This window comes from Streptomyces sp. HPF1205, assembly GCF_020400825.1.
Classification (GTDB): domain Bacteria; phylum Actinomycetota; class Actinomycetes; order Streptomycetales; family Streptomycetaceae; genus Actinacidiphila.
In genome coordinates this window covers 15194-36266 of sequence record NZ_JAINVH010000052.1, presented here as the reverse complement: position 1 = coordinate 36266, position 21073 = coordinate 15194, and the positions used below count along the sequence as shown (strand labels likewise).

Annotated in this window: 20 protein-coding genes; 12 read left to right on the top strand and 8 right to left on the bottom strand. The window is 73.1% G+C overall.

Annotated features, from left to right (window positions below):
- Both K7G61_RS34055 and K7G61_RS34050 read left to right on the top strand, forming a co-directional pair.
- Window positions 1–655: ricin-type beta-trefoil lectin domain protein (locus K7G61_RS34055; RefSeq protein WP_225851020.1), on the top strand; the 655-nt coding region annotated here is incomplete at its 5' end.
- Between the two features lie 243 nt (window positions 656–898).
- The gene (locus K7G61_RS34050; RefSeq protein WP_225851019.1) at window positions 899–1279 is read left to right on the top strand and encodes a cold-shock protein; all 381 of its coding nucleotides are present in this window, start codon (window positions 899–901) and stop codon (window positions 1277–1279) included.
- 110 nt (window positions 1280–1389) lie between these two features.
- On the opposite strand, the gene K7G61_RS34045 is transcribed toward K7G61_RS34050, so the two are convergent.
- The gene (locus K7G61_RS34045) at window positions 1390–3870 is read right to left on the bottom strand and encodes a SpoIIE family protein phosphatase (protein WP_225851018.1); all 2481 of its coding nucleotides are present in this window, start codon (window positions 3868–3870) and stop codon (window positions 1390–1392) included.
- A gap of 313 nt (window positions 3871–4183) precedes the next feature.
- On the opposite strand from K7G61_RS34045, the gene K7G61_RS34040 reads away from it, so the two are divergent.
- The 3 genes from K7G61_RS34040 to K7G61_RS34030 all read left to right on the top strand — a co-directional run bounded on the left by K7G61_RS34040 (window position 4184) and on the right by K7G61_RS34030 (window position 8824).
- Entirely contained in the window at window positions 4184–5548 is a 1365-nt protein-coding gene (locus tag K7G61_RS34040; protein WP_225851017.1) for a PP2C family protein-serine/threonine phosphatase, read from the top strand.
- Between the two features lie 180 nt (window positions 5549–5728).
- Complete coding sequence (locus K7G61_RS34035; RefSeq protein WP_225851016.1) at window positions 5729–7474, top strand: DUF262 domain-containing protein; 1746 nt, start codon at window positions 5729–5731, stop codon at window positions 7472–7474.
- 72 nt (window positions 7475–7546) lie between these two features.
- Window positions 7547–8824 carry a type II toxin-antitoxin system HipA family toxin gene (locus K7G61_RS34030; protein WP_225851015.1) on the top strand — a complete coding sequence of 426 codons (1278 nt, stop codon included), beginning with the start codon at window positions 7547–7549 and terminating at the stop codon, window positions 8822–8824.
- Between the two features lie 77 nt (window positions 8825–8901).
- On the opposite strand, the gene K7G61_RS34025 is transcribed toward K7G61_RS34030, so the two are convergent.
- Both K7G61_RS34025 and K7G61_RS34020 read right to left on the bottom strand, forming a co-directional pair.
- Window positions 8902–10059 (bottom strand): AAA family ATPase, encoded by a 1158-nt coding sequence (locus K7G61_RS34025; protein ID WP_225851014.1) that lies wholly within the window; start codon window positions 10057–10059, stop codon window positions 8902–8904.
- A gap of 71 nt (window positions 10060–10130) precedes the next feature.
- A complete protein-coding gene (locus tag K7G61_RS34020) occupies window positions 10131–10964 on the bottom strand; it encodes an SDR family oxidoreductase (protein ID WP_225851013.1) in 834 nt (277 codons plus the stop codon).
- Between the two features lie 169 nt (window positions 10965–11133).
- Here K7G61_RS34020 and K7G61_RS34015 point away from each other — a divergent pair, with 169 nt between their 5' ends.
- Window positions 11134–12006 carry a helix-turn-helix domain-containing protein gene (locus tag K7G61_RS34015; RefSeq protein WP_225851012.1) on the top strand — a complete coding sequence of 291 codons (873 nt, stop codon included), beginning with the start codon at window positions 11134–11136 and terminating at the stop codon, window positions 12004–12006.
- Window positions 12007–12020: 14 nt separating this feature from the next.
- Here K7G61_RS34015 and K7G61_RS34010 read toward each other — a convergent pair whose 3' ends face one another.
- The 3 genes from K7G61_RS34010 to K7G61_RS34000 are packed head-to-tail and all read right to left on the bottom strand — an operon-like array spanning window position 12021 to window position 13394.
- Entirely contained in the window at window positions 12021–12266 is a 246-nt protein-coding gene (locus K7G61_RS34010) for a DUF397 domain-containing protein (protein ID WP_225851011.1), read from the bottom strand.
- Window positions 12267–12294: 28 nt separating this feature from the next.
- The gene (locus K7G61_RS34005; RefSeq protein WP_225851010.1) at window positions 12295–12480 is read right to left on the bottom strand and encodes a DUF397 domain-containing protein; all 186 of its coding nucleotides are present in this window, start codon (window positions 12478–12480) and stop codon (window positions 12295–12297) included.
- A complete protein-coding gene (locus K7G61_RS34000) occupies window positions 12477–13394 on the bottom strand; it encodes a helix-turn-helix transcriptional regulator (protein WP_225851009.1) in 918 nt (305 codons plus the stop codon). The genes K7G61_RS34005 and K7G61_RS34000 overlap by 4 nt, the downstream gene beginning before the upstream one ends.
- 194 nt (window positions 13395–13588) lie before the next feature.
- Here K7G61_RS34000 and K7G61_RS33995 point away from each other — a divergent pair, with 194 nt between their 5' ends.
- From K7G61_RS33995 to K7G61_RS33980, 4 genes are all read left to right on the top strand, one after another.
- Window positions 13589–14395, top strand: a complete 807-nt coding sequence (locus tag K7G61_RS33995; protein ID WP_225851008.1) for a class I SAM-dependent methyltransferase — start codon at window positions 13589–13591, stop codon at window positions 14393–14395.
- Between the two features lie 120 nt (window positions 14396–14515).
- Complete coding sequence (locus K7G61_RS33990) at window positions 14516–14989, top strand: ATP-binding protein (protein ID WP_225851007.1); 474 nt, start codon at window positions 14516–14518, stop codon at window positions 14987–14989.
- 256 nt (window positions 14990–15245) lie between these two features.
- Window positions 15246–15710, top strand: a complete 465-nt coding sequence (locus K7G61_RS33985; RefSeq protein WP_225851006.1) for a low molecular weight protein-tyrosine-phosphatase — start codon at window positions 15246–15248, stop codon at window positions 15708–15710.
- Window positions 15711–15778: 68 nt separating this feature from the next.
- The gene (locus K7G61_RS33980; protein WP_225851024.1) at window positions 15779–16570 is read left to right on the top strand and encodes a fructosamine kinase family protein; all 792 of its coding nucleotides are present in this window, start codon (window positions 15779–15781) and stop codon (window positions 16568–16570) included.
- 37 nt (window positions 16571–16607) lie between these two features.
- Here the strand turns inward: K7G61_RS33980 and K7G61_RS33975 are convergent, their stop codons facing one another.
- Window positions 16608–17024 carry a Fur family transcriptional regulator gene (locus K7G61_RS33975; RefSeq protein WP_225851005.1) on the bottom strand — a complete coding sequence of 139 codons (417 nt, stop codon included), beginning with the start codon at window positions 17022–17024 and terminating at the stop codon, window positions 16608–16610.
- A gap of 258 nt (window positions 17025–17282) precedes the next feature.
- On the opposite strand from K7G61_RS33975, the gene katG reads away from it, so the two are divergent.
- A complete protein-coding gene (katG, locus tag K7G61_RS33970) occupies window positions 17283–19514 on the top strand; it encodes a catalase/peroxidase HPI (RefSeq protein ID WP_225851004.1) in 2232 nt (743 codons plus the stop codon).
- A 329-nt stretch (window positions 19515–19843) separates the two neighbouring features.
- The gene (locus K7G61_RS33965; RefSeq protein WP_225851003.1) at window positions 19844–20326 is read left to right on the top strand and encodes a GNAT family N-acetyltransferase; all 483 of its coding nucleotides are present in this window, start codon (window positions 19844–19846) and stop codon (window positions 20324–20326) included.
- A 96-nt stretch (window positions 20327–20422) separates the two neighbouring features.
- On the opposite strand, the gene K7G61_RS33960 is transcribed toward K7G61_RS33965, so the two are convergent.
- The gene (locus K7G61_RS33960) at window positions 20423–21004 is read right to left on the bottom strand and encodes a CGNR zinc finger domain-containing protein (RefSeq protein WP_225851002.1); all 582 of its coding nucleotides are present in this window, start codon (window positions 21002–21004) and stop codon (window positions 20423–20425) included.
- Between the last annotated feature and the right edge of the window lie 69 nt (window positions 21005–21073).

The following is a 21073-nucleotide window of genomic DNA, read 5'->3' as shown; positions in this document are numbered from 1 at the left end:
TGGTCTGGACGTGCTGGCCAAGCCGCTGGCAGGCGGTGACGTGTCGGTGGCGCTGTTCAACGAGACGGGCTCGACGGCCACGATCTCCACCACCGCGGGCGCGATCGGCAAGACCGGCGCCTCCAGCTACACCCTCACCGACCTGTGGTCCGGCGCCACGTCCACCACCTCCGGCACCATCAGCGCCTCCGTACCCGCCCACGGCACCGTCATGTACCGCGTCGCGGGCGGTACGAGCGGCGGCGGCGGCGGGACCAGCGCCACCGGCGAGCTCCACGCGGTGGGCGCCGGCAAGTGCCTCGACGTGCCGAACTCGTCGACCACGCTGGGCACGCAGCTGCAGATCTGGGACTGCAACGGCCAGGCCGGCCAGGAGTGGACGCACAGCTCCTCCAACCAGCTCTCGGTCACCCTCGGCGGCACCCAGCTCTGCCTGGACGCCTACGACAACCAGACCAGTCCGGGGACGAAGGTCGAGACCTGGAGCTGCAACGGCCAGGCCAACCAGCAGTGGACGCTGAACTCCAACGGCACCATCACCGGCGTCCAGTCCGGCCTGTGCCTGGACGTCACCGGCGCCTCCACCGCCAACGGCGCCCTGGCCGAACTGTGGACCTGCAACGGCCAGTCCAACCAGCAGTGGACCCTCGGCTGACCCACCCGTAGCGACACCCGCAGCACACCCGCAGCACACCCGACGGTCCGGCCGGCCCCGAGGACGCCCCGCGTCCTCGGGGCCGGCCGCGTCCGGGTCGGCGTCCGGGTCGGCGTCCGGGTCCGCGTCCGGGTCCGCCGCGCGTCATAGGGGTCGCCACCCGCGCCGCGCGGCCACTATGGTGCAGCCATCAGGTGTGATGTCCGGGCACAGGGCCCGGGGGTTGTTGCTGGGGGTTCTGCTGTGGTCGCCGGTCGAGTGGTACGTTTCGACGCTTCCCGAGGTTACGGGTTCATCGCTCCGCAGACGGGGGGCGAGGACGTGTTCCTGCATGTCAACGACATGCTCATCCCGGAGTCCCAGGTCCGTACGGGCCTGGCCGTGGAGTTCGAGATCGAGGAGGGCGAACGCGGCCCCAAGGCGTCGGCGGTCCGCCTGGCCGACAACGCCGTTCCGATGGAGAACGACAACTACATGTGCGACGTCCTCAGCGCGAAGGAGTACACGCGCGAGGTGACCGAGGTCCTCCTGGAGGGCGTCCCGTCCCTGACCGGGGAGCAGATCGTCGCGGTCCGCCGGGCCATGGCCAACGTGGCCAAGCGCCACGGCTGGACCGAGAACTGACCGCGAGAACTGACCGCCGAGAACCGACCGCCGAGCTCCGGCAGCCGAGAGCCGGCCGAGAGCCGGCCGAGAGCCGGCCGAGGGGCGCGGGCGGCGGGCCGGTTCCCGGCTCACCGCCCCGGCAGCGCCTGCTCCGCCCAGATGGTCTTGCCCACGCGGCCGGGCCGGGTCCCCCAGCGCCTCGCGAGCTGGGCGACCAGGAGCAGGCCGCGCCCGCCCTCGTCGTACGACCTGGCCCGGCGCATGTGGGGCGAGGTGCTGCTGGCGTCCGACACCTCGCAGATCAGCGAGCGGTTGCGGATGAGGGACAGCCGGATCGGGGCCCCTCCGTAGCGGATCGCGTTCGTGACGAGTTCGCTCACCACGAGTTCGGTGACGGACGCGGCCTCCTCCAGCCCCCAGCGGGCCAGTTGCTCGGTGGCGTACCTGCGGGCCGTGGCGACCACGGCCGGGTCCGCGGGCAGGTCCCAGACGGCGACCTGCCCGGTGTGCAGCGCGCGGGTGCGGGCCAGCAGCAGCGCCACGTCGTCGGCGGGCCGGGTGGGAAGCAGCGCCTTGAGCACGCCGTCGCAGGCGTCCTCCAGGTTCGCCGCCGGAGCCGCCAGGGCGGCGCACAGGGCGTCCAGGCCCGTGTCCACGTCCACGTCGCGGTTCTCGACGAGGCCGTCGGTGTAGAGGGCGAGCACGGATCCCTCGGGCAGCTCCAGCTCGGTCGCCTCGAACGGCAGCCCGCCCACGCCCAGCATCGGGCCCGCGCTCACGCGGACCACCTCCACGCCGCCGTCCGCGAGCACGACGACGGGCGGCGGGTGCCCGGCGGAGGCGACCGAGCACACGCGGGAGACCGGGTCGTACACCGCGTAGACGCAGGTGGCCCCGATCTCGCCGCCGTCCGCGCCGGCCGCGTCGTCCCCGCCGCCGTCGGACGCCAGGTGCCCGACGAGGTCGTCCAGGTGGGTGAGGAGCTCGTCCGGCGGCAGGTCGACGTCGGCCAGCGTCCACACCGCGGTCCGCAGCCGGCCCATGGTGACGGAGGCGTGGATGCCGTGCCCGACGACGTCGCCGACGACCAGCGCCACCCGGTTGCCGGACAGCGGGATCACGTCGAACCAGTCACCGCCCACCCCCGCCTGCGACACCGCGGGAAGGTAACGGGAGGCGAACTCCACCGCCGCCTGCCCGCCGGAGGCCCGGGGCAGCAGGCTGCGCTGCAGCGCCACGGCGGTCGCGCGCTCCCTGGAATAGCGGCGGGCGTTGTCGACGCAGACGGCCGCGCGGCTGGCCAGCTCGTCGGCCAGCGACACGTCCTCCTGGTCGAAGGGGTCGGGGCTGCGGGGAGTGAGCAGCCGGACGAAGACCGCCACCCCCAGGGCCGCGCCCCGCGCCACGAGGGGCACGGCCATCAGCGAGAAGTCGCCGCGGCCGGCCTCGCGGTGCCTGGCGGCCCGGTCGCCGTGGCCGGCGATCCAGGCGTCGACCTCGGGCTCGCCCGACCCGGTCAGCACCGTACGGCAGCCGGCCAGCGCGCGGGCCGGCGGTGAGAAGCGCGGGTAGACGTCCGCCTCGCCCAGGCCGACGGCGGCCTCCGGGACCCCGGTGGTACGTGACCGGTGCGCCACGCGGCGCAGCTCCACGCCCGACGGCCCGAGGACGGCGGCGGGCTCCTCGCCCGACAGCACCGAATCCAGCAGGTCCACGCTGACGAAGTCCGCCAGCCGCGGCACTACCAGGTCGGCCAGCTCACGGGCGGTGTTCCGCACGTCCAGCCGGGTGCCGATGCGAGCGGCGGCCTCGTTCACCAGGCCGAGCCGCCGCCGCGCCCAGTGCTGCTCGCTGCTGTCCAGCGCGGCGAGGCCGACGCCGATCAGCTTGCCGTCCGGGCCCCGCACCGGCCACATCTCGACGTTCCAGGCGTGCGCCCGCGTCCCGGCGGGGGCGTGCGTCCAGCTCTCGTAGTGCACCGGTCGCCCGGTCGCGACCACCTGGCGCAGGTGGCTGAGGAAACCGCGGCTGAAATCGGCGTCCTCGACGGTGTCGGGGTAGAAGGTGCCCTTGAGGTCCTCCTCCGGCAGGCCCATGACCGCGCAGGCCACGTCGTTCAGCCGCACGTAGCGCTGCTGGGGGTCGAAGACCGACATCGCCATGGACGCCTGCTGGAAGGCCAGCTCGCCGAGGGGCACGTCGGCTCCGGGCCCTTCCCGGGTTCGCTCGCCCGCCCGTTCGCCGCGATCCATCCCGGTGCGGCTCGCGTCGGGCCCCCGTCCGCGTCCGGCCGGCTCGGCGATGATCACCGACTCGCGCCGTCCGTGGGCGTCGCGCAGCGCGACCAGCCGCAGCGCGAACCGCGTACGCCGCCCGTCCCGGCGGCGTACGGTCACCACGCCCGAGCCGTGCGCGCTCAGCTCCCGCCACACCGCGCCCGGCTCCCCGGCCACCAGCCGGGCGGCCGGCTGTCCCAGCACCTCGCCGGCCGGGTACCCCGTCAGCCGGCGCGCGCCCTCGCTCCAGCCCGTGAGCGTGCCGCGCGCGTCCAGAACCGCGAGGGCGTCACTGACCGCGATCGCACGCCCGTCGTGCGGCGATGCCGTCATGTGTTCCACACTCCTGCGGAACGGGTCGCCCGGCAACCGGGCCGACGAGCGGCCGACGAGCAACCGGCACCCGGGCCGACGACCGGGCCCGGGTGCCGGTTCCGACAACCGGCCGCCACCCGCGTCATCCCGGCGCCGGGAGCGGATGACACGGGTGAGATGTCCGGATACGACATCATTCGTTCACCTGAACTTCGCCTCGGTGCCTCTTCATGGGGTGGCGGTCGTCATTCGCGGGCAGGTGGATGGGCTGCTCGACGGGAAGCGAGCCGGAGGTAACGGGTTGAAGGGGTTCGGCGAGGGTGCCGCGGAGGTGGCGGTACCGGCCTCCGGGGTCTCCGGGGCCGGATCCGCGGCCTCGGGTGAGGCCGGGCTCCGCGCCGACGCCGCCGATGCCGCCGGGACCGCCGCCGCGGTCCGGTACGACGCGGTCCGGTACGACGCGGCTGAGACCATCGGGACCTGCCTGGACGGCGCCACGACCTGCCGGGAGCTGGCCGCCTTCCTGGTGCGGCACCGGGTGTGCGAGGCCGCGGCCGTCGAACTGCTCCCCGAGGACGTGCCGGACGTGGCCGCCGTAGCGGACGTGCCGGACCTGGCCGCCGTACCGGACGTAACGAACCCGCCGGACCCGCCGCACCCGCCGGACCCGCCGGATCGACCGGGATCACCGGATCGACCGGGAGCACCGGCCGCCGGCCGTGGCGGCCCCCTCCTGCGCGCCGCCACGGCCGGGCGGCCCGAGCTGCTGCCGCCCCACGCCCCGCGGGACATGTGCTCGGCCGCCGTTCCCCTGACCGCCCGCGGCAGGCGGTACGGGGAGCTGATCGCGGTCCGGACCGGCGGCGCCTTCACCGCGGAGGAGGCGGACGTGCTGCGGTACGCCGCTCAGCTCGCCGCCGTCCACCTCGGGCACGCCCGGCGGCACGAGGCCGTGCGCGCGGCCGCGGCGAACCTCCAGCGGGCGCTGCTGGCCGAGCCCGGCCGCCCGCACGCCAACCTCGACATCGCCACCCACTACCTGCCCGCCGGCGGCGCCCAGGCGGGCGGGGACCTGGTGGGCGGCGACTGGGTGGAGACGGTACGGCTGCACTTCGGGCGGACCCTGCTGGTCATGGGCGACGTGATGGGCCACGGCCTGGACGCGGCCGTGGACATGAGCGCGTACCGCTCCCTGCTGCGTTACGTGGCCTCCACGGACCTGCCGCCGCACCGGGTGCTGCGCCGGCTCGACGCGGCCGCCGCCGACGACGGCAAGAGGCGGCCCGCGACCTGCCTGCTCGCCCGGGTCGATCCGGCCCGCGGCGCCGTGTCGCTGGTCAGCGCCGGGCACCTGCCGCCTGTGGTGTTCGGCCCCGACGGCAGGGGCAGGCTGCTGGAACTGCCGGTCGGCCCGCCGCTGGGCACCGGCATCGGCGGCTACGAGGCGACGACGTGCGCCCTGGCACCCGGCGAGACGCTGGTGATGTTCACCGACGGCCTGGTCGAGCGCCGCCGCGAGGACATCGACGTCTCGCTCGCCCGCCTGGCGGGCCTGGCGCTGCCGCCCGGCGCCGCCGCCCGCGACACCCTCGACTTCATCCTGGACCACCTCGACGCCCAGCACGCCGAGGACGACGTCGCCGTCCTCGCCGCCCGCATCCACCGCAATCCCCCCGACCAGGACCCCACCCTGTAGCGGTGCGTCGGCGCCCTCGCCCCCGGTTCCGTGTCCACCTCGTCCATGCAGGGGAAAGCACACGGCCGCATACGCTGGTGACCGAACAGTGGCTCGGCCGCTTGACCGGTGACGGAAACGCGTTGCCGATCACCGAACGTCACGGGACACTGGTCAGAGGCCGAGCGGAAGGCTCCGAGCATGAACACGACAGGGCTGGAGACTCAGCCGAGCGCCACCACGTACGAGCTGGGAGACCTGGTGGCCCAGGCGTGGAACGGCAAGGTCCACGTGCCGCACTTCCAGCGCGATTTCCGCTGGACCACGACGGATGTGCTCCGCCTGTTCGACAGCATCGTCAAGGGCTACCCGATCGGCAACCTCCTGCTGTGGGTGCGCCGCACGCCCGCCCGGACTCTCCGCCTCGGCCAGTTGCGGATCGCGGCGCCGGAGTCGGCCGAAGCGTTCTGGGTGGTCGACGGCCAGCAGCGCGTCACCAGCCTGGCCAACGCCCTGCATCCCCAGGGACACCTGCACGAGCCGTTCTCGGTGTACTACGACCTCGCCGAGAAGCGTTTCATCTCGCAGCCGAAGGTGCGGGAGCCCGAGCACATCGCGCTGCCCGTTCTCTTCGACCTGAAAAGACTGCTCGGCTGGTTCCGCACCGAGGGCGAGGTCGTGGCGGAGCTGTTCGACGAGGCCGACCGGGTGGCCACGGCCCTGCGCCAGTACAAAGTGCCCGCCTACCTGGTGCGTCAGGACGACCTCGACGTTCTTACCGACATCTTCGACCGTATGAACAACTACGGGAAGCGCCTCAACAGGGCAGAGATCTTTTCCGCCCTGTACGCGGGTCCCGAGGAGGGCGCGGCGGAGCGGCTCAACCTGTCCCGCATCGCCGACCGGGTCGCCGCCCGGACCGGGTTCGGCGTCATCGACACGGACACCGTCCTCGCCTCGATCCTGGCTCGTCGGGGCCCGGACCCCTCTCGGGACATCCGCAACGAGTTCACCTCCACAGGCCGCCGCACCGCTCCCGAGTTCGAGTCCGAGGATCAGTACACGGCCTACACCGAGGGCGAAGAGGCTCTGGTGCGCGCCATCGGCTTCCTGCAGTCCCAGGCCGGCGTGCCGCACATCGCGTTCCTCGTGTACCGGGCACTGCTGGTCGTCATGACCCGCTTCTTCGCGCACTTCCCCGCCCCCGAGCCCAACACGCTGCGGCTGCTCCGTCGCCTCTACTGGCGTGTGGCCGTGTCCGGCCCCGCGGTGTTCAAGGGCAGCTTCACCCAGGTCTCCCGCGTCCTGTGCGCCCGCATCCGCAAGGGGGACGAGCACGGCTCCATCCAGGGACTGGTGGACGCCATGTCGGACGCGCCTCGTTCCTTGCCGACGATCGAGCGGTTCCGTACCAATGAGGCCGCTGCCAAGATCATCCTCAGTTCGTGGTGGTCGTTGCGCCCCCGTTCCCTGATCACCGGACAGGCCTTCGACACACAGGACTTGTCCACCCTGCTCGCCGACCAGAAGACGGCCGCCACGGTCGCGCAGGTCGTCTTCCCCCGCGGGCTGACCGCTCAGCAGACCCTCTACGCGGCGAACCGCCTGCTGCTGCCGGGCGCCGAGGAGCCGGTCTCCGAAGCCGCCACGTTGCTGGCACATCGTCCGGCCCATCTCGACGAGCGTACGTGGGACGCCGTACTCGGCTCTCACGTCATGGACGCAGAGGCGTCCAGAGCGTTGGCGCAGGGCGACAGGGAGGGTTTCCTCACGTTGCGCCAGGAGAGGATCAGGCAGCAGCTGTCCGATTTCCTTGATCGCATGGCCGAGTGGGACTTCGAGGACACCCCGTCGTTGGACTCTCTGGACTTCGACGCTCTGGACGAACTCGACGGACCCGACGAACTCGATGAACCGGTGCGGCCGGAGGGCGGCCAGCTGTTCTGAGCCGTCTGCGCCGCTGCCGAGTACGACGACGCCGAAGTCGGGCACCGACCATCGAGGAAGAGGACGCGGCGCATGAACCCAGTACCGGAGAAGTACTACGCCGTGCTGCTGTACGGCCGCCGGATCGGTACGTTGTGCCAGAAGGGCGACCACACCCGGTTCGTCCTGAACGAGTCCTACATCGACAGTCCCCGGCGTCCCGTGCTCGGCCTGCGTTTCGAAGAGAATCTGCGAGCCCCGTACGCCTCCGCCCTCCGGCTTCCTCGCTGGTTCTCCAACCTCCTGCCCGAAGGGCCGCTGCGGGAGTGGATCGCCGACGACCGGGGCGTGTCCCTCGACCGGGAGATGGAACTGCTCGCACAGGTCGGACACGACCTGCCGGGAGCCGTGCAGGTGCTGCCGGCGGACGGGCCCGACGACGGCTGGGCATGGCCGGAGGACGCCGGCACGGGCACCGGCTCGCACCTTGGCGGGGGGCATCTGCGAGCAGCCGAGTCGCCTTGGCGATTCTCACTCGCCGGTGTCGCCTTGAAGTTCTCGATGCTCGCCCGCGGGGACCGGCTCACGGTTCCCGCCGCGGGCGAGCACGGGGACTGGCTGGTCAAGTTCCCCGACTACCGTCATCAGGACGTACCGCGCAACGAGTTCGCGATCATGTCCCTGGCCAAGGCGGCCGGTCTCGATGTGCCGGACGTGCGGCTCGTCCACCGGGACGAGCTCGACGACCGACTGCCCGACCGGATGTGGCCCGGCGCGGAGGAGTGGGCGTACGCCGTCCGCCGCTTCGACCGATCCTCCGATCCGGCTCGCGCTTCCGTGCACATCGAGGACTTCGCGCAGGTCCGGGACAAGTACCCCCAGGACAAGTACAACTCTTCCTTCGAGACCGTGGCCGCCATCGCCTATCGAGGCCACGACCTGGCTTCCCTGCGTGAGGCGGCGCGCCGCATCGCCTTCTCCGTGGCCGTGGGCAACGGAGACGCCCACCTCAAGAACTGGTCGCTCATCTACCGCGACCACCGCACCCCTGCTCTCTCTCCCGTGTACGACCTGGTCTCCACCGTTCCGTACGCGCCCAGGGACGAGCCCGAGGACCTCGGCCTCAAGCTCGGAGGAAGCAAGGTCTTCGAACGAGTGCGGCTGACGGTCTTCGACCGGTTGGAAGCGGCTCTGGACCGCCGGTTCGGTCCGTCAGGAGCGCATCTTCGCGCCGTGTCGACCGACACCGTTCAGCGAGTGCGAGCCGAGTGGCCCGCGTACGAGCACTACGTGGCCGGTAACCCGCTTCTGCGGGCGAAGATCACCGATTGGATCGACACGTCGTCGAAGCGGCTCCTCGCCGAAGCCTGACGTATCCGTGACGGTTCAGCAGGGGTGCGCGCAGCCCCCGGTACGAAGCCGGGGCGGGGCGCCGGGGCCTCGCTCGCTCACGGAATCCGCGCACCCGCTCCCGCCAGGACCGCGTCCGCGGCCTCGGCGACGGTACGGCCGTCGGTGTCGACGCGCAGGTCGCCGAGGTCCGCCGCCTCCATCGCGGCGGCCGACGCCGCGGCCCGGCCGGCGATCTCCCGCAGCCGGGCGGCGGGCCGCCCCCGCAGCGGATCGCCCGGCTGGTTCCATCCCTCGCCCCGCCCGCGCCGCGCGATCCTCGCGGCCAGCTCCCGCGGCCCGGCGTGCAGGCGGCACACCGTGAACCGGGCGCCGGGCAGCGCCTCGGCGTACGCGGACAGGTCACCCTCGTCCTCCAGGGGCCCGGTGACGACCAGCCGCCGCGCCCCGGCCGCCCGGTGGTACGTCGCCCACAGCGCCGCCAGCCCGCGCGCCCTGAGCCGGTGCCTTCCCGGATCACCCGCCGGCGCCGGATCGCAGAGGCCGAGCTGCTCGACGTCCACGTACGCGGCGGTCTCCCCGTCCCCCAGCAGCCGCTGGTACACCTCGAACCCGACCGCCGACTTGCCCACCCCCGTCGCGCCGCACACCCACAGGACCGGGTGGGCGGGAGGGGGTACGGGGGCGGGTACGGGTGCGGCAGGCGACGGCAGGCGTACGGGCCGCAGTCCGCCCGGTCCGGGCCAGCCGCCCGTGCGTTCCCCCACCAGGCGCACCACTTCGGCGACCGGCAGTCCCTCGGTGTCGACGCAGGTATCGGCGAAGTCGCTCGTGTCGAGCGCCGCGGCGTCCCGCAGCACCTCCTCGACCAGCCCGGCCGGGCTTCCCCTGCCGAGGAAGCGCAGGCCGACCGTCTCCGGGTCGGCCCGCAGCCGGCAGACCATGAGCGCGACCCCCGGCATCCGGTCCGCGTACACGCCGCGGCCGGCGTCGACCACCCCGGTGACGACCAGGCAGCGCGCCCCCGCGTCCGAGAACCCCGCCACCATCGCGCCGAGGTTGTCCGCCTGCATGCGGTGCCTGCCCGGATCGGCGGCGGGCTCGGGGTAGCAGATCCCGAGCTGGTCGATGTCGACGAAGCCGCTCGCGATCCCGGCCCGCGCGAGCCGCCGGTGGAACTCCCATCCGACCGTGCTCTTGCCGACCCCCGAAGGACCGCAGATCCACAGCACGGGAAGCTGCGCAGGCGTCGTCATGGCGGGGATTGTCCGGGCGCCGCGACCGCCATGTCCACGAGGTTTCGCCGGGCCGCGGGGGCGTCCGGTCCTCAGGCGGTCCAGTCGGTGGAGGCGGCGGTCCCGGCCTGGGGCTCGATCTCGGCGAGGCGCTCGCGCAGGGCCGTGGTGAGGAACCGGTGGGAATCGCTGCCCAGGACGAGCCGGAGCGGCGCGGGAGTACGGGAGGCGCTCTCGATGATGCGGGCGGCCATCTTGGCCGGGTCGCCGAGCGAGGGGCGGCCGCGGTCGCCGGCGCCGCGGGTCATCGCGGCCGGCGTGCCGTCGTACTCCGGCATCGGGGTCGCGGTTTGGAGGCTGCCGAAGCGGAACTCGGTACGGGCTCCGCCGGGCTCGACGATGGTGACCTCGATCCCGAACGGGGCGACCTCCTTGGCGAGGGCGTCCATGAAGCCCTCGATGCCCCACTTCCCGGCGTGGTAGAGCGAGGCGCCGGGGTTGGTGGCCTGGCCGCCGTAACTGGAGATCTGGATGATCCGTCCCCCGCCCTGCGCCCGCAGGTGGGGAAGGGCCGCACGGGCGACCTGGATCGACCCGGTGAGGTTGGTGGCCAGGACGCGGTCGATCTGGTCGTCCGTGAGTTCCTCGGCCGCGCCGAAGAGCCCGTACCCCGCGTTGTTGACGACCACGTCGACCCGGCCCAGGGCCGCGAACGCGCCGTCGACGACCTCACGCACCCTCGGAGTGTCGGTGACGTCCAGCTCGGCCACCCACAGGCGGTCGCCGTATCCGGCGGCGAGGTCGGCGGCCGAGCCGGGCCCGCGGACGGTGCCGGCGACGCGGTGGCCGGCGGCGAGGAGCTGCTCGGTGAGCGCGCGGCCGAAGCCGCTGCTGATGCCGGTGATGAACCAGGTGTCCTGGGGCATGGTGTCCTGCCTTCTCGATCATGCTCGACCGTGCTCGATCGTGGTCGTTGCCTCAGCCCTTCCACGGTCGGCCGGCCACGTGCCGCGTGGCAGATCCCCGCTGTCACCGGTAGTGGCAGGGACACCCACGCGAACGCCGTCCGGCCCGCGGAGCACTTACGGTGGCGGTATGGCAGCGGGACCCGGCGGTGGCGGCAGCGATCTCGGCGCGTTCCTGCGGGCCAGACGTGAGCTGGTCCGGCCCGAGGACGCGGGGATACCGGTGCGCGGTCTGCGGCGCGTGCCCGGTCTGCGGCGCGAGGAGGTCGCGATGCTGGCCGGCATCAGCGCCGAGTACTACCTGCGGCTGGAGCAGGGCCGCGACCGCAACCCGTCGGTCCAGGTACTCGAAGCCCTCGCCGGCGTCCTCAGGCTCGACGCCGAGTCCACCGCCTACATGACGGAACTGGCCCGGCCCCGTCCCCGGCGCCGTACCGCGCGGCGCCCCGAGCGGGTGCCGTCCGGCACGCTGATCCTGCTCGACACGCTCGACGTGCCCGCCTTCGTCGTCAACCGGTACCGCGACGTCCTGGCCGCGAACCGGCTGGCGGTGGCCCTGTCGCCGCTGATGGCGCCCGGCACGAACCGGCTGATCGCGCTGTTCACCGACCCCCGGGCGGCGACCTACCATCCCGACTGGGAGCAGAACACCGCGAGCGTCGTCGCCCAGCTTCGCGCCGAGGCGGGCACGGACCCCGAGGACCCCCGCTTCCAGGCACTCGTCGGCGAGCTGTCCCTCAAGAGCGAGCGGTTCCGCCGGCTCTGGGCACGCCACGACGTACGCCGCGGCGGCAGCGACACCGGTGTCATCCACCACCCGCGGATCGGCGACCTCGACCTGCGACGGGAGAAGTACGCCGTGGTCGGTGCCGACGGCCTCCTGCTGGTCGTCCACCACGCGGAACCCGGCACCGTCTCCGCCGAACGCCTGGCCCTCCTCGGGTCCCTGGCCGCCTCGGAGGACCGTCCGCCCCCTGCCGAGGCGCGTGGACCGGAGTCCTGACGGGCGGCCCGACCTCAGAACGCGCCCGCGAACTCCACGAACGCGGCCCACGCGGTGGGGGAGAAGGCGAGCTGCGGCCCTTGCTTGTCCTTGGAGTCCCGTACGTGCACGGTGTCGGGGCAGGCGGCGACCTCTATGCAGTTGTCGCCTTGGGCACTGCTGTAGGTGGACTTGTGCCAGGAGAGGGCGACTTCTATGCAGTTGTCGCCGGAGGCGCTGCTGTAGCTGCTCTTGAACCAGGCCAGTTCGGTCGTGCTCATAGCGCTCCGTAAGTTGTGACCGCGGGGCTCACAAGGTGCCCGCGAACACCACGAAGGCGGTCCACGCGGTGGGCGAGAAGGCGAGCTGTGGCCCTTGCTTGTCCTTGGAGTCCCGTACGTGCACGGTGTCGGGGCAGGCGGCGACTTCTATGCAGCTGTCGCCCTCTGAGCCGCTGTAGCTGCTCTTGAACCAGGCCAGTTCGGTCGTGCTCATAGGGCTCCTCGCATTCGCTCCAGCAGGCTCCTGGAGTCCTCGGGGGTGAGGGCTTGCGAGCGCAGTTTGGCATACCGCTGGTGGAGGACGCTGATCTCTTTCAGGTCGGTGATGAGGCGACCGTTCTTCTGTCCTTCGGAGTAGGCGAACCACCGCATTTCCGGGGTCTCGGCCAACTGCAGCGGGCCGTCCAGACCCGCGTGAACCGGCCTTCGTAGGGGCATGACCTGCAACTCCACGTTCCAGTGCCGCTCGTCCACGTCCAGCAGCTGATCGAGGAGTTCGCGTGTGACCTCCTCGCCGCCCGTTCGCCGTTCCAGCACGGCCTCCTCGATGATGAAGTTGAACGCACAAGGCGGCTTCCGCTGTGTCGAAAGCACTTCCTGGCGGGCGAGACGTGCCCCGATCCGTGCGTTGAGCGCCTCTTCATCCGGCGTCGGCGGGACGTTCAGCGATACAGCCCGCGCGTACGCCTCCGTCTGCAACAGGCCCGGCACCACCCGGCACTCGTACGTATAGAGGCTGATCGCCGCCGCCTCCAGCCTCGCCCATTGCCGGAACCACGCGGCCAATCCCGGCTGGCGGGAGAGGTGCTTGGCGGCCTCCCGCAGGGCGCCCGTGCCGCCCAGGATTGGGTCGGCGCGGACGGCGAAGTCCTCGTCCGGCATGCGCCTGCCGATCTCGATCGAGGCGATGGTGTGCCGGGACAGGCTCACCCGCTCCCCGAACTCCTCGCGGCTGAGACCGTGGAACTCCCGCAGGGCGCGCACGAACGCCCCGAACGTCCGCAGGCTGTCCGATGTCTCCGGCTCACCGTTGCCACCGCCGCCCAGCCACGAGGGCGTGCCGCCCGCCGCTCCGGCCGCGCCCCCGGTGGTCACGTCCCGCTCGCCGTCTTCGAGTTCTTCCGCCATTTAGGCCCCCTCCCGTCACCGCCCCGTCCCCCACCCCGTACAACGCGCCCGGTCACCAAGAGTTACGGCCTTTCTCGCTCCTGTGTACGGACCCGCGTCGGAACACCGGCAAGGCGGGGGTGGGTAGAGTCCGGTGGCCGGAACGGTCAACCGGGCCGGGGCACCAGAGGAAGCGGCGAAGGGGGCCGACGGGCGTGACGGACTTCGACGAGGCGGAACGGCGGATCTGGGCCGGACGGGCGGCGGCCTTCCGGGACAGCTTCGCCAAGTTGTGCGCCCACACGGCGCCGGCCCTGCTCGACGCGGCGGGCGCGGGGCCGGGCACCCGGCTGCTCGACGTCGGGACGGGGATCGGGACCGTCGCCGCGGCGGCGAGTGCCCGCGGCGCCCAAGTGACCGCCGTCGACGCCGAGCCCGGCATGATCGAGCTGGCCCGGCACAACGTGCCCGGCGCCGAGTTCCACCAGGCCGTACTCCCCGACCTGCCGTTCGCCCCCGGCAGCTTCGACGCGGTGGTGGCCAACTTCGTGGTCAACCACGTCGGCCGGCCCGCCGCGGCCGTCGCGGCGATGCGGGCTGCGACCCGGCCCGGCGGCCGCGTCGCCGCGACCATCTGGTGCGCCCCGGCGGGAGCGGGGCACGAACTGCTGGACCGCGCGGTGGAGGCGGCAGGCGCCCGGCGGCCGGCCGACTCGCCCCGGCTCGACGAGGCCGAGGAGTTCCCCCGTACCGAGGAGGGCTTCGCGGCCCTGTGCGTCGCGGCCGGACTCGCCGACGTGTCCTGCGAGCCCGTGACCTGGGACCACGTCGCCTCGCCCGAGGAGTGGTGGAGCGGCGCGGCGGCCGGCGTGGGACTCATCGGTCAGGCCGTCAGCCGGCAGGACCCGGAGACGGTCGTCCGCATCAAGGCGGCGTACGACGAGCTGGTCCCGCACTACGCCGGGCCGGACGGGCGGCTCGTGCTGCGCTACCACGCCCTCCTGGCGCACGGGCGCGCCTGAGCCCGCGTAGGCCCGTGCAGGCGCGGCGCCGCGTACGGCGCGGAGACCGCTTCGTACGCCCGCGGACGTACGAGGGAAAGTGCTGGTGAAGGGGCCTGCGGGCCCGGCACATTGAGCGGCATGACCGCACCGCCCGGCGCCGCCCGGCCCCAGCAACCCCTGCCCGCAAGCGAGTTCGTCCAGCGCTTCAGCTCGACCAGGCGTGGCGCCCGGCTCGCCCGCCACCTGGCGCTCCACCGGATGAGCCGGTGGGGCATCCCGTACGACGGCGACACCGCGCAGGCCGCGGCCGTGGTCGTCGGCGAACTGGCCGCCAACGCCGTCACGCACGGCCGCGTGCCCGGACGGGACTTCGAGCTGCGCCTGACCTTCGACGGGAGCACCCTCCGTATCGAGGTCAGCGACACCCGCAGCGAACGGCGTCCGCCCGGGCCCGGCGCGATCGAGCCGCCCGGGCCGCTGGCCGAATCGGGCCGGGGCCTGTACCTGGTCCAGGCGCTGGCGGACCGGTGGGCGGTGACGGACCGGGTGCCGGTCGGCAAGACGGTCCGCGCCGAGCTGGACCTGCCGGGCGGAAGCTGCCCGCGGCCTTGACGCCACGCAACCATGGCGCCGCCCGAGGCCCTGAGACGGTCGCGCCCTTGACGCGCCCCGCAGCCTTGGCGCCGCCCGCAACCCTGACGGCGGCCCGCGTCCTTCGCGCCGCCCGCGCCCTTGCATCAGCCCGCGCCCTTGGCGCCGCCCGCAACCTTGCCGCGGCTCGGGACCGCCGCGGTGGCCGGGGCGTGCCGGCCGGTCCCGGGCGTTCCGCGGGCAGCCCGGCGCGCGGGGCTGCCCGTACCCTGGGCACGTGCACATCTGCTTCGTCTGCACCGGGAACATCTGCCGGTCGCCCTCCGCCGCCCTGGTGGCCGCCGAGCACGTGCGGCGGGCCGGGCTGGACGACCGCGTAAGGGTCACGAGCGTGGGTATGGGGCCCTGGCACGTGGGGGAGCCCATCGACCGGCGGGCGGGTGAGGTGCTGGCGCGGCACGGGTATCCGACGGCGCACGTGGCGGCCCAGATAGCGACCGGCGACCTTGGCGCCGAACTGCTCGTGGCGATGGACCGCGGGCACGAGGAGGCGCTGCGCCGGATGGTCCGCGACCCCGAACGGGTGCGGCTGCTGCGGTCCTTCGACCCCGCCGCCATGGGCGACCTGGACGTACCGGATCCGTACTACGGCGGGCCCGAGGGGTTCGAGGAAGTGCTGGCCATGATCGAAGCCGCGACACCCGGCCTGCTCGTCTGGGTGCGCGAGCGCCTCGGCCCGTGACCGGAGGCGAGGGCGCGGGCGCCGCGGCGGCCCGCCTGACCGGGCGCCGGGTGGCCTGGGAGCGGCCGATGGGCGGGGCGCTCACCGAGGTCGGACTCGACGGCGGCGCGGTGGTGGTGGCCAAGCGCGGCGGCGGTCCCGACGCGGTACGCGCCGAGGCGGCGGGGCTGCGCTGGCTGGCCGGGCCCGGCACCGTCCGCGTACCGGCCGTGCACGGCCACGACGGCGAGTGGCTGGTGACCGGCCGGATTCCGGCCGGGCGGCCCACCGCCGAGGGCGCGGACCGGTTCGGCCGCGGCCTGGCCGCTCTGCACGCCGCCGGCGCGCCCGCGTTCGGCGCTCCGCCGCCGGGCGGCCCCGTGGACGCCACCATCGGCCTCGCCCCGATGCGCAACGTCACCGGCACCGACTGGCCCTCCTGGTACGCCGAGCACCGCGTCCTGCCCTACGTGCGCGCGGCGGTGGACGGCGGCGCCCTGACGGCCGCCGACGCGGACGTGATCGAGCGGGTCTGCGCGCGCCTGCCCGGCCTCGCGGGCCCCGCGGAGCCGCCGGCCCGGCTGCACGGGGACCTGTGGAACGGCAACGTGCTGTGGGGCGCGGACGGCGACCCCTGGCTGATCGACCCGGCGGCGCACGGCGGCCACCGGGAGACGGACCTGGCGATGCTGCGCCTGTTCGGCTGCCCCCACCTCGACCGCGTCCTGGCCGCGTACCACGGGACCGCCCCGCTCGCCGACGGCTGGACCGACCGCGTCCCCCTCCACCAGCTCTTCCCGCTGCTGGTCCACACCGTGCTGTTCGGCGGCGCCTACGCGGGCCAGGCGGTCGCCGCGGCCCGCGCGGCCCTGCGCGCCTGAACGGCCGTCACGCCGTCACCCGCGCGCCGTTGAGCCGTCACGCCGTCGCGCAGTCGGGGCACACGCCGCGGTAGGTGACCTCGACCTCGGAGACGGTGAAGCCGAATCGTTCCTCCGCGGGGAGGTCGGTCAGCGGGTTGCCGCGCGGGTGGACGTCGCGGACGGCGCCGCAGCCGGAGCAGACCAGGTGCTGGTGCGGGTGGTGGGCGTTCGGGTCGTACCGCTTGGCGCGGCCGTCCGTGGCCACCTCTATGACCTCGCCGAGCGAGACCAGCTCGCCCAGGGTGTTGTAGACGGTCGCCCGGGAGATCTCGGGCAGCAGCCGCGCCGCGCGGGCGTGCACCTCCTCGGCCGTCAGGTGCACGTGGTCGCCGTCGAGGACCTCCGCAACGACACGCCGCTGCGAGGTCAGCCGCCAGCCACGCCCTCGCAGTCGTTCCAGCAGGTCGCTCATGTGGTTCACCTTTTCAGGTCCGCGGGGATTCCCGAAGTTTACCAGTCGGTCCGGATTCCGATCAGATGTGTGTTTGGGGCGCTTCTTGACTTGGACTGCGTCCATCGTAGGATCGGTTCCGGTGATAGCCAAGGGACAGGAACGGTCCGGTACGGCGGGAGACCCGGGCGAGACGGGGCCGCCGCCGTGCGAACCGCTGTTCCACCGCCCGCAGTTACCCAGCACCGTGACCTCGTCATCCGGTCCGGAAGGATTTCCATGTCTGAGAACAATGACGCGATCGTCGTAGACCCGAAGGCGGAGGGCGCGGGCGGCTGCCCGGTCCCGCACGGCCGGGCCGCGCATCCGACGCAGGGCGGCGGCAACCGGCAGTGGTGGCCCGAGCGGCTGAACCTCAAGATCCTCGCCAAGAACCCGGCCGTGGCCAACCCGCTCGGCGACGACTTCGACTACGCCGAGGCGTTCAAGGCCCTGGACCTGCCGGCGGTGAAGCAGGACATCGCCGAGGTGCTCACCACCTCGCAGGACTGGTGGCCGGCCGACTTCGGCCACTACGGCCCGTTCATCATCCGCATGGCCTGGCACAGCGCGGGCACGTACCGCATCAGCGACGGCCGCGGCGGCGCGGGGGCCGGCCAGCAGCGCTTCGCCCCCCTCAACAGCTGGCCGGACAACGGCAACCTCGACAAGGCCCGCCGCCTGCTGTGGCCGGTGAAGAAGAAGTACGGCAAGAGCCTGTCCTGGGCCGACCTGATGATCCTGGCCGGCAACGTCGCCCTGGAGACCATGGGCTTCGAGACCTTCGGCTTCGCCGGCGGCCGCGCGGACGTGTGGGAGCCCGACGAGGACGTCTACTGGGGCCCGGAGACCACCTGGCTCGGCGACGAGCGCTACAGCGGCGACCGCGAGCTGGAGAACCCGCTCGGCGCGGTGCAGATGGGCCTGATCTACGTCAACCCCGAGGGCCCGAACGGCAACCCCGACCCGATCGCCGCGGCCCGCGACATCCGCGAGACCTTCCGCCGGATGGCGATGAACGACGAGGAGACCGTGGCGCTGATCGCCGGCGGCCACACCTTCGGCAAGACCCACGGCGCGGGCCCGGCCGAGCACGTCGGCGCCGACCCGGAGGCCGCCCCGCTGGAGGACATGGGCCTGGGCTGGCGCAACTCGTTCGGCACCGGCAAGGGCGGCGACACGATCACCAGCGGCCTTGAGGGCATCTGGACGAACACCCCGACGACCTGGGACAACAGCTTCTTCGAGATCCTCTTCGGCTACGAGTGGGAGCTGTTCAAGAGCCCGGCGGGCGCCCACCAGTGGCGGCCGAAGGACGGCGCGGGCGCCGGCACCGTGCCGGACGCGCACGACCCGGCCAAGAGCCACGCCCCGACGATGCTGACCACCGACCTGTCGCTGCGGTTCGACCCGGCGTACGAGCAGATCTCGCGGCGCTTCCTGGAGAACCCCGCCGAGTTCGCCGACGCCTTCGCCCGCGCCTGGTTCAAGCTGACCCACCGTGACATGGGCCCGGTCGCGCGCTACCTCGGCCCCGAGGTCCCGTCCGAGACGCTGCTGTGGCAGGACCCGCTGCCCGCGGTGGACCACGAACTCGTCGGCGCCCCGGACATCGCCGACCTCAAGCAGCGGATCCTCGCCTCGGGCCTGTCGGTGTCCGAGCTGGTGTCCACCGCGTGGGCCTCGGCTTCGTCCTTCCGCGGCAGCGACAAGCGCGGCGGCGCCAACGGCGCGCGCATCCGCCTCCAGCCGCAGATCGGGTGGGAGGTCAACGATCCGGACCGGCTCGCCTCGGTGCTGCGCACCCTGGAGGGCGTCCAGGAAGCCTTCAACTCCGCCCAGAGCGGCGGCAAGCGGATCTCGCTGGCCGACCTGATCGTGCTCGCGGGCGGCGTCGGCGTGGAGAAGGCCGCCAAGGAGGCCGGCTTCGACGTCGAGGTGCCCTTCACCCCCGGACGTACGGACGCCGCCCAGGACCAGACGGACGTGGAGTCCTTCGCCGCCCTGGAGCCGGCCGCCGACGGCTTCCGCAACTACATGGGCAAGGGCAACCGGCTGCCGGCCGAGTACCTGCTGCTGGACCGGGCCAACCTGCTGACGCTCAGCGCCCCCGAGATGACCGTCCTGGTCGGCGGCCTGCGCGTCCTGGGCGCGAACCACCAGCAGTCGTCCCTGGGCGTCCTCACCGCCACCCCCGGCGTGCTGACCAACGACTTCTTCGTCAACCTGCTGGACCTGGGCACGACGTGGAAGGCGACGTCGCAGGACTCGACCCACTTCGAGGGCCGCGACAGCGCGACCGGCGAGGTCAAGTGGACCGGCACCCGCGCCGACCTCGTCTTCGGCTCGAACTCCGAACTGCGCGCGCTGTCCGAGGTCTACGCGAGCGACGACGCGAAGGAGAAGTTCGTGACGGACTTCGTCGCCGCCTGGACCAAGGTGATGAACCTGGACCGGTTCGACCTGGTCTGATCCCCGCCGGGATCCGGTAACGGGATTCCGTCACCGGAGGACGGTACGGACGTACGGAACGGGACGCCTGGAGCCCGGTCGACCGCGGTCGGCCGGGCTCCGGCCTGTTCCGGGCCCGGCCGCTCCCGGCCGTTCCCGGGCCGTTCCCGGGCCGCCCCCGTGCCGCTCCCGGCCCCTCCGGCTCGTCGGCGGCCGTGCGTTGTCGGTGGCCGGGCCTACTGTGCGGCGAGGCGTCCGGTCCACGGGCGTGAGGGCATGCGGGCGTGCGGGCATGCGGGCGTGCGGACACACGCGTGTGCGGGCCTGTGGCGAGACGGGAGTGCGGGGAGATGACGGTGGAGTTGCGAGCGGTGACGGAGGCGGACCTCCCGTTCCTGTTCGAGGTCCAGAGCGGGCGCGAGGGCCAGTGGATGGCCGCCTTCACCGACCCGAGGACGGCGTCGGACCTGGACGCGTACCTGCTCAAGTGGCGCCGCCTGCTCGCCGACGACACGGTGGTCGCGCGGGCGGTCGTGGCGGGCGGCGAGATCGTGGGAAGCGTCGGCTGCTTCGAGATGGACGGCGAGACGGAGGTCACGTACTGGATCCGCGAGGACCGGTGGGGCCGCGGTCTCGCCACGGCGGCGCTGTCCGCCCTGCTGACCGAGGTGACGACCCGCCCGCTGTACGGGAGGGCCGCCGCCGACAACGCCGGCTCGGTGAAGGTGCTGGAGCGCAACGGGTTCGTGGCCGTCGGCGAGGACGAGGGGTACGCCGAGGCGCGCGGCGCGGTGACACGGGAACTGGTCTTCCGGCTCGAAGCCGCCGGGTGAGGGGCGGCCGGGTGAGGGGCGGCCGGGAAGGCGGTGCGGACGGGGCGGGCGGGTGCCGCCCCGGCGCCCGTGGGGCGGTGAGGCGGCGCCCGGCGGTCAGGCCTGCTGCCTGCGGCGGGCCCGGGAGGCGCGCAGGTTGACGGCGTTGCCGCAGATGCGCACGTCGTGCCAGACCCCGCTGTTGTTCCGTGAGCGGTCGAAGAAGGCCACGGCGCACTTCTCGTAACGGCAGGTCTTCAGCCGCCGCCAGGTGTCGTCGCGCCGCGCCTCGTACATCTCGCCCAGCAGGGCGGAGACCACCCACCCGATGCCGGTTCCTTCCGGGCGCGCCTCGATCCGGCCGTCAGCGGTCAGGTCGAGCCGCAGCGAGCCGGCCGGCCCCGGCGGCGGGTCGGGCGGGGTCCGGTGCTCCAGGATCCCGCGCAGCCGGTCCCGGAGCGTGCGCAGCCGGGGCAGGTCCCGGTCCGTGAGCACGATCTCGTGCGGCGGGCCGCTTCCGGTCGCCTCCGCCCACTGCTCCAGGGCGGCGTCCAGCCACCGCTGGGCGTGGTCGACGTCCGCGAGGAGGTCCGGGTGGACCGGCCCGCCCACGCCGATGGTGTTGAGCAGATCCTGCACCAGGGCCAGCCCGCCGGGGGCGGGCTCCACCTCGAACCGTTCAGTGGCCGCATAGGACATACCCGAAGGGTAAACGGTTGTGTTGCGCTTCACGTTGTGCGACATAGCCAATCGGCTTACGGTTATGTC

Coding starts and splice junctions, on each gene's coding strand:
- K7G61_RS34045 (WP_225851018.1), bottom strand. CDS start 3,870: ATGACGGCATCGCCGCACGACGGGCGTGCGATCGCGGTCAGTGACGCC.
- K7G61_RS34035 (WP_225851016.1), top strand. CDS start 5,729: ATGAACACGACAGGGCTGGAGACTCAGCCGAGCGCCACCACGTACGAG.
- K7G61_RS34030 (WP_225851015.1), top strand. CDS start 7,547: ATGAACCCAGTACCGGAGAAGTACTACGCCGTGCTGCTGTACGGCCGC.
- K7G61_RS34025 (WP_225851014.1), bottom strand. CDS start 10,059: ATGACGACGCCTGCGCAGCTTCCCGTGCTGTGGATCTGCGGTCCTTCG.
- K7G61_RS34020 (WP_225851013.1), bottom strand. CDS start 10,964: ATGCCCCAGGACACCTGGTTCATCACCGGCATCAGCAGCGGCTTCGGC.
- K7G61_RS34015 (WP_225851012.1), top strand. CDS start 11,134: ATGGCAGCGGGACCCGGCGGTGGCGGCAGCGATCTCGGCGCGTTCCTG.
- K7G61_RS34010 (WP_225851011.1), bottom strand. CDS start 12,266: ATGAGCACGACCGAACTGGCCTGGTTCAAGAGCAGCTACAGCAGCGCC.
- K7G61_RS34005 (WP_225851010.1), bottom strand. CDS start 12,480: ATGAGCACGACCGAACTGGCCTGGTTCAAGAGCAGCTACAGCGGCTCA.
- K7G61_RS34000 (WP_225851009.1), bottom strand. CDS start 13,394: ATGGCGGAAGAACTCGAAGACGGCGAGCGGGACGTGACCACCGGGGGC.
- K7G61_RS33990 (WP_225851007.1), top strand. CDS start 14,516: ATGACCGCACCGCCCGGCGCCGCCCGGCCCCAGCAACCCCTGCCCGCA.
- K7G61_RS33980 (WP_225851024.1), top strand. CDS start 15,779: ATGGGCGGGGCGCTCACCGAGGTCGGACTCGACGGCGGCGCGGTGGTG.
- K7G61_RS33975 (WP_225851005.1), bottom strand. CDS start 17,024: ATGAGCGACCTGCTGGAACGACTGCGAGGGCGTGGCTGGCGGCTGACC.
- katG (WP_225851004.1), top strand. CDS start 17,283: ATGTCTGAGAACAATGACGCGATCGTCGTAGACCCGAAGGCGGAGGGC.
- K7G61_RS33965 (WP_225851003.1), top strand. CDS start 19,844: ATGACGGTGGAGTTGCGAGCGGTGACGGAGGCGGACCTCCCGTTCCTG.
- K7G61_RS33960 (WP_225851002.1), bottom strand. CDS start 21,004: ATGTCCTATGCGGCCACTGAACGGTTCGAGGTGGAGCCCGCCCCCGGC.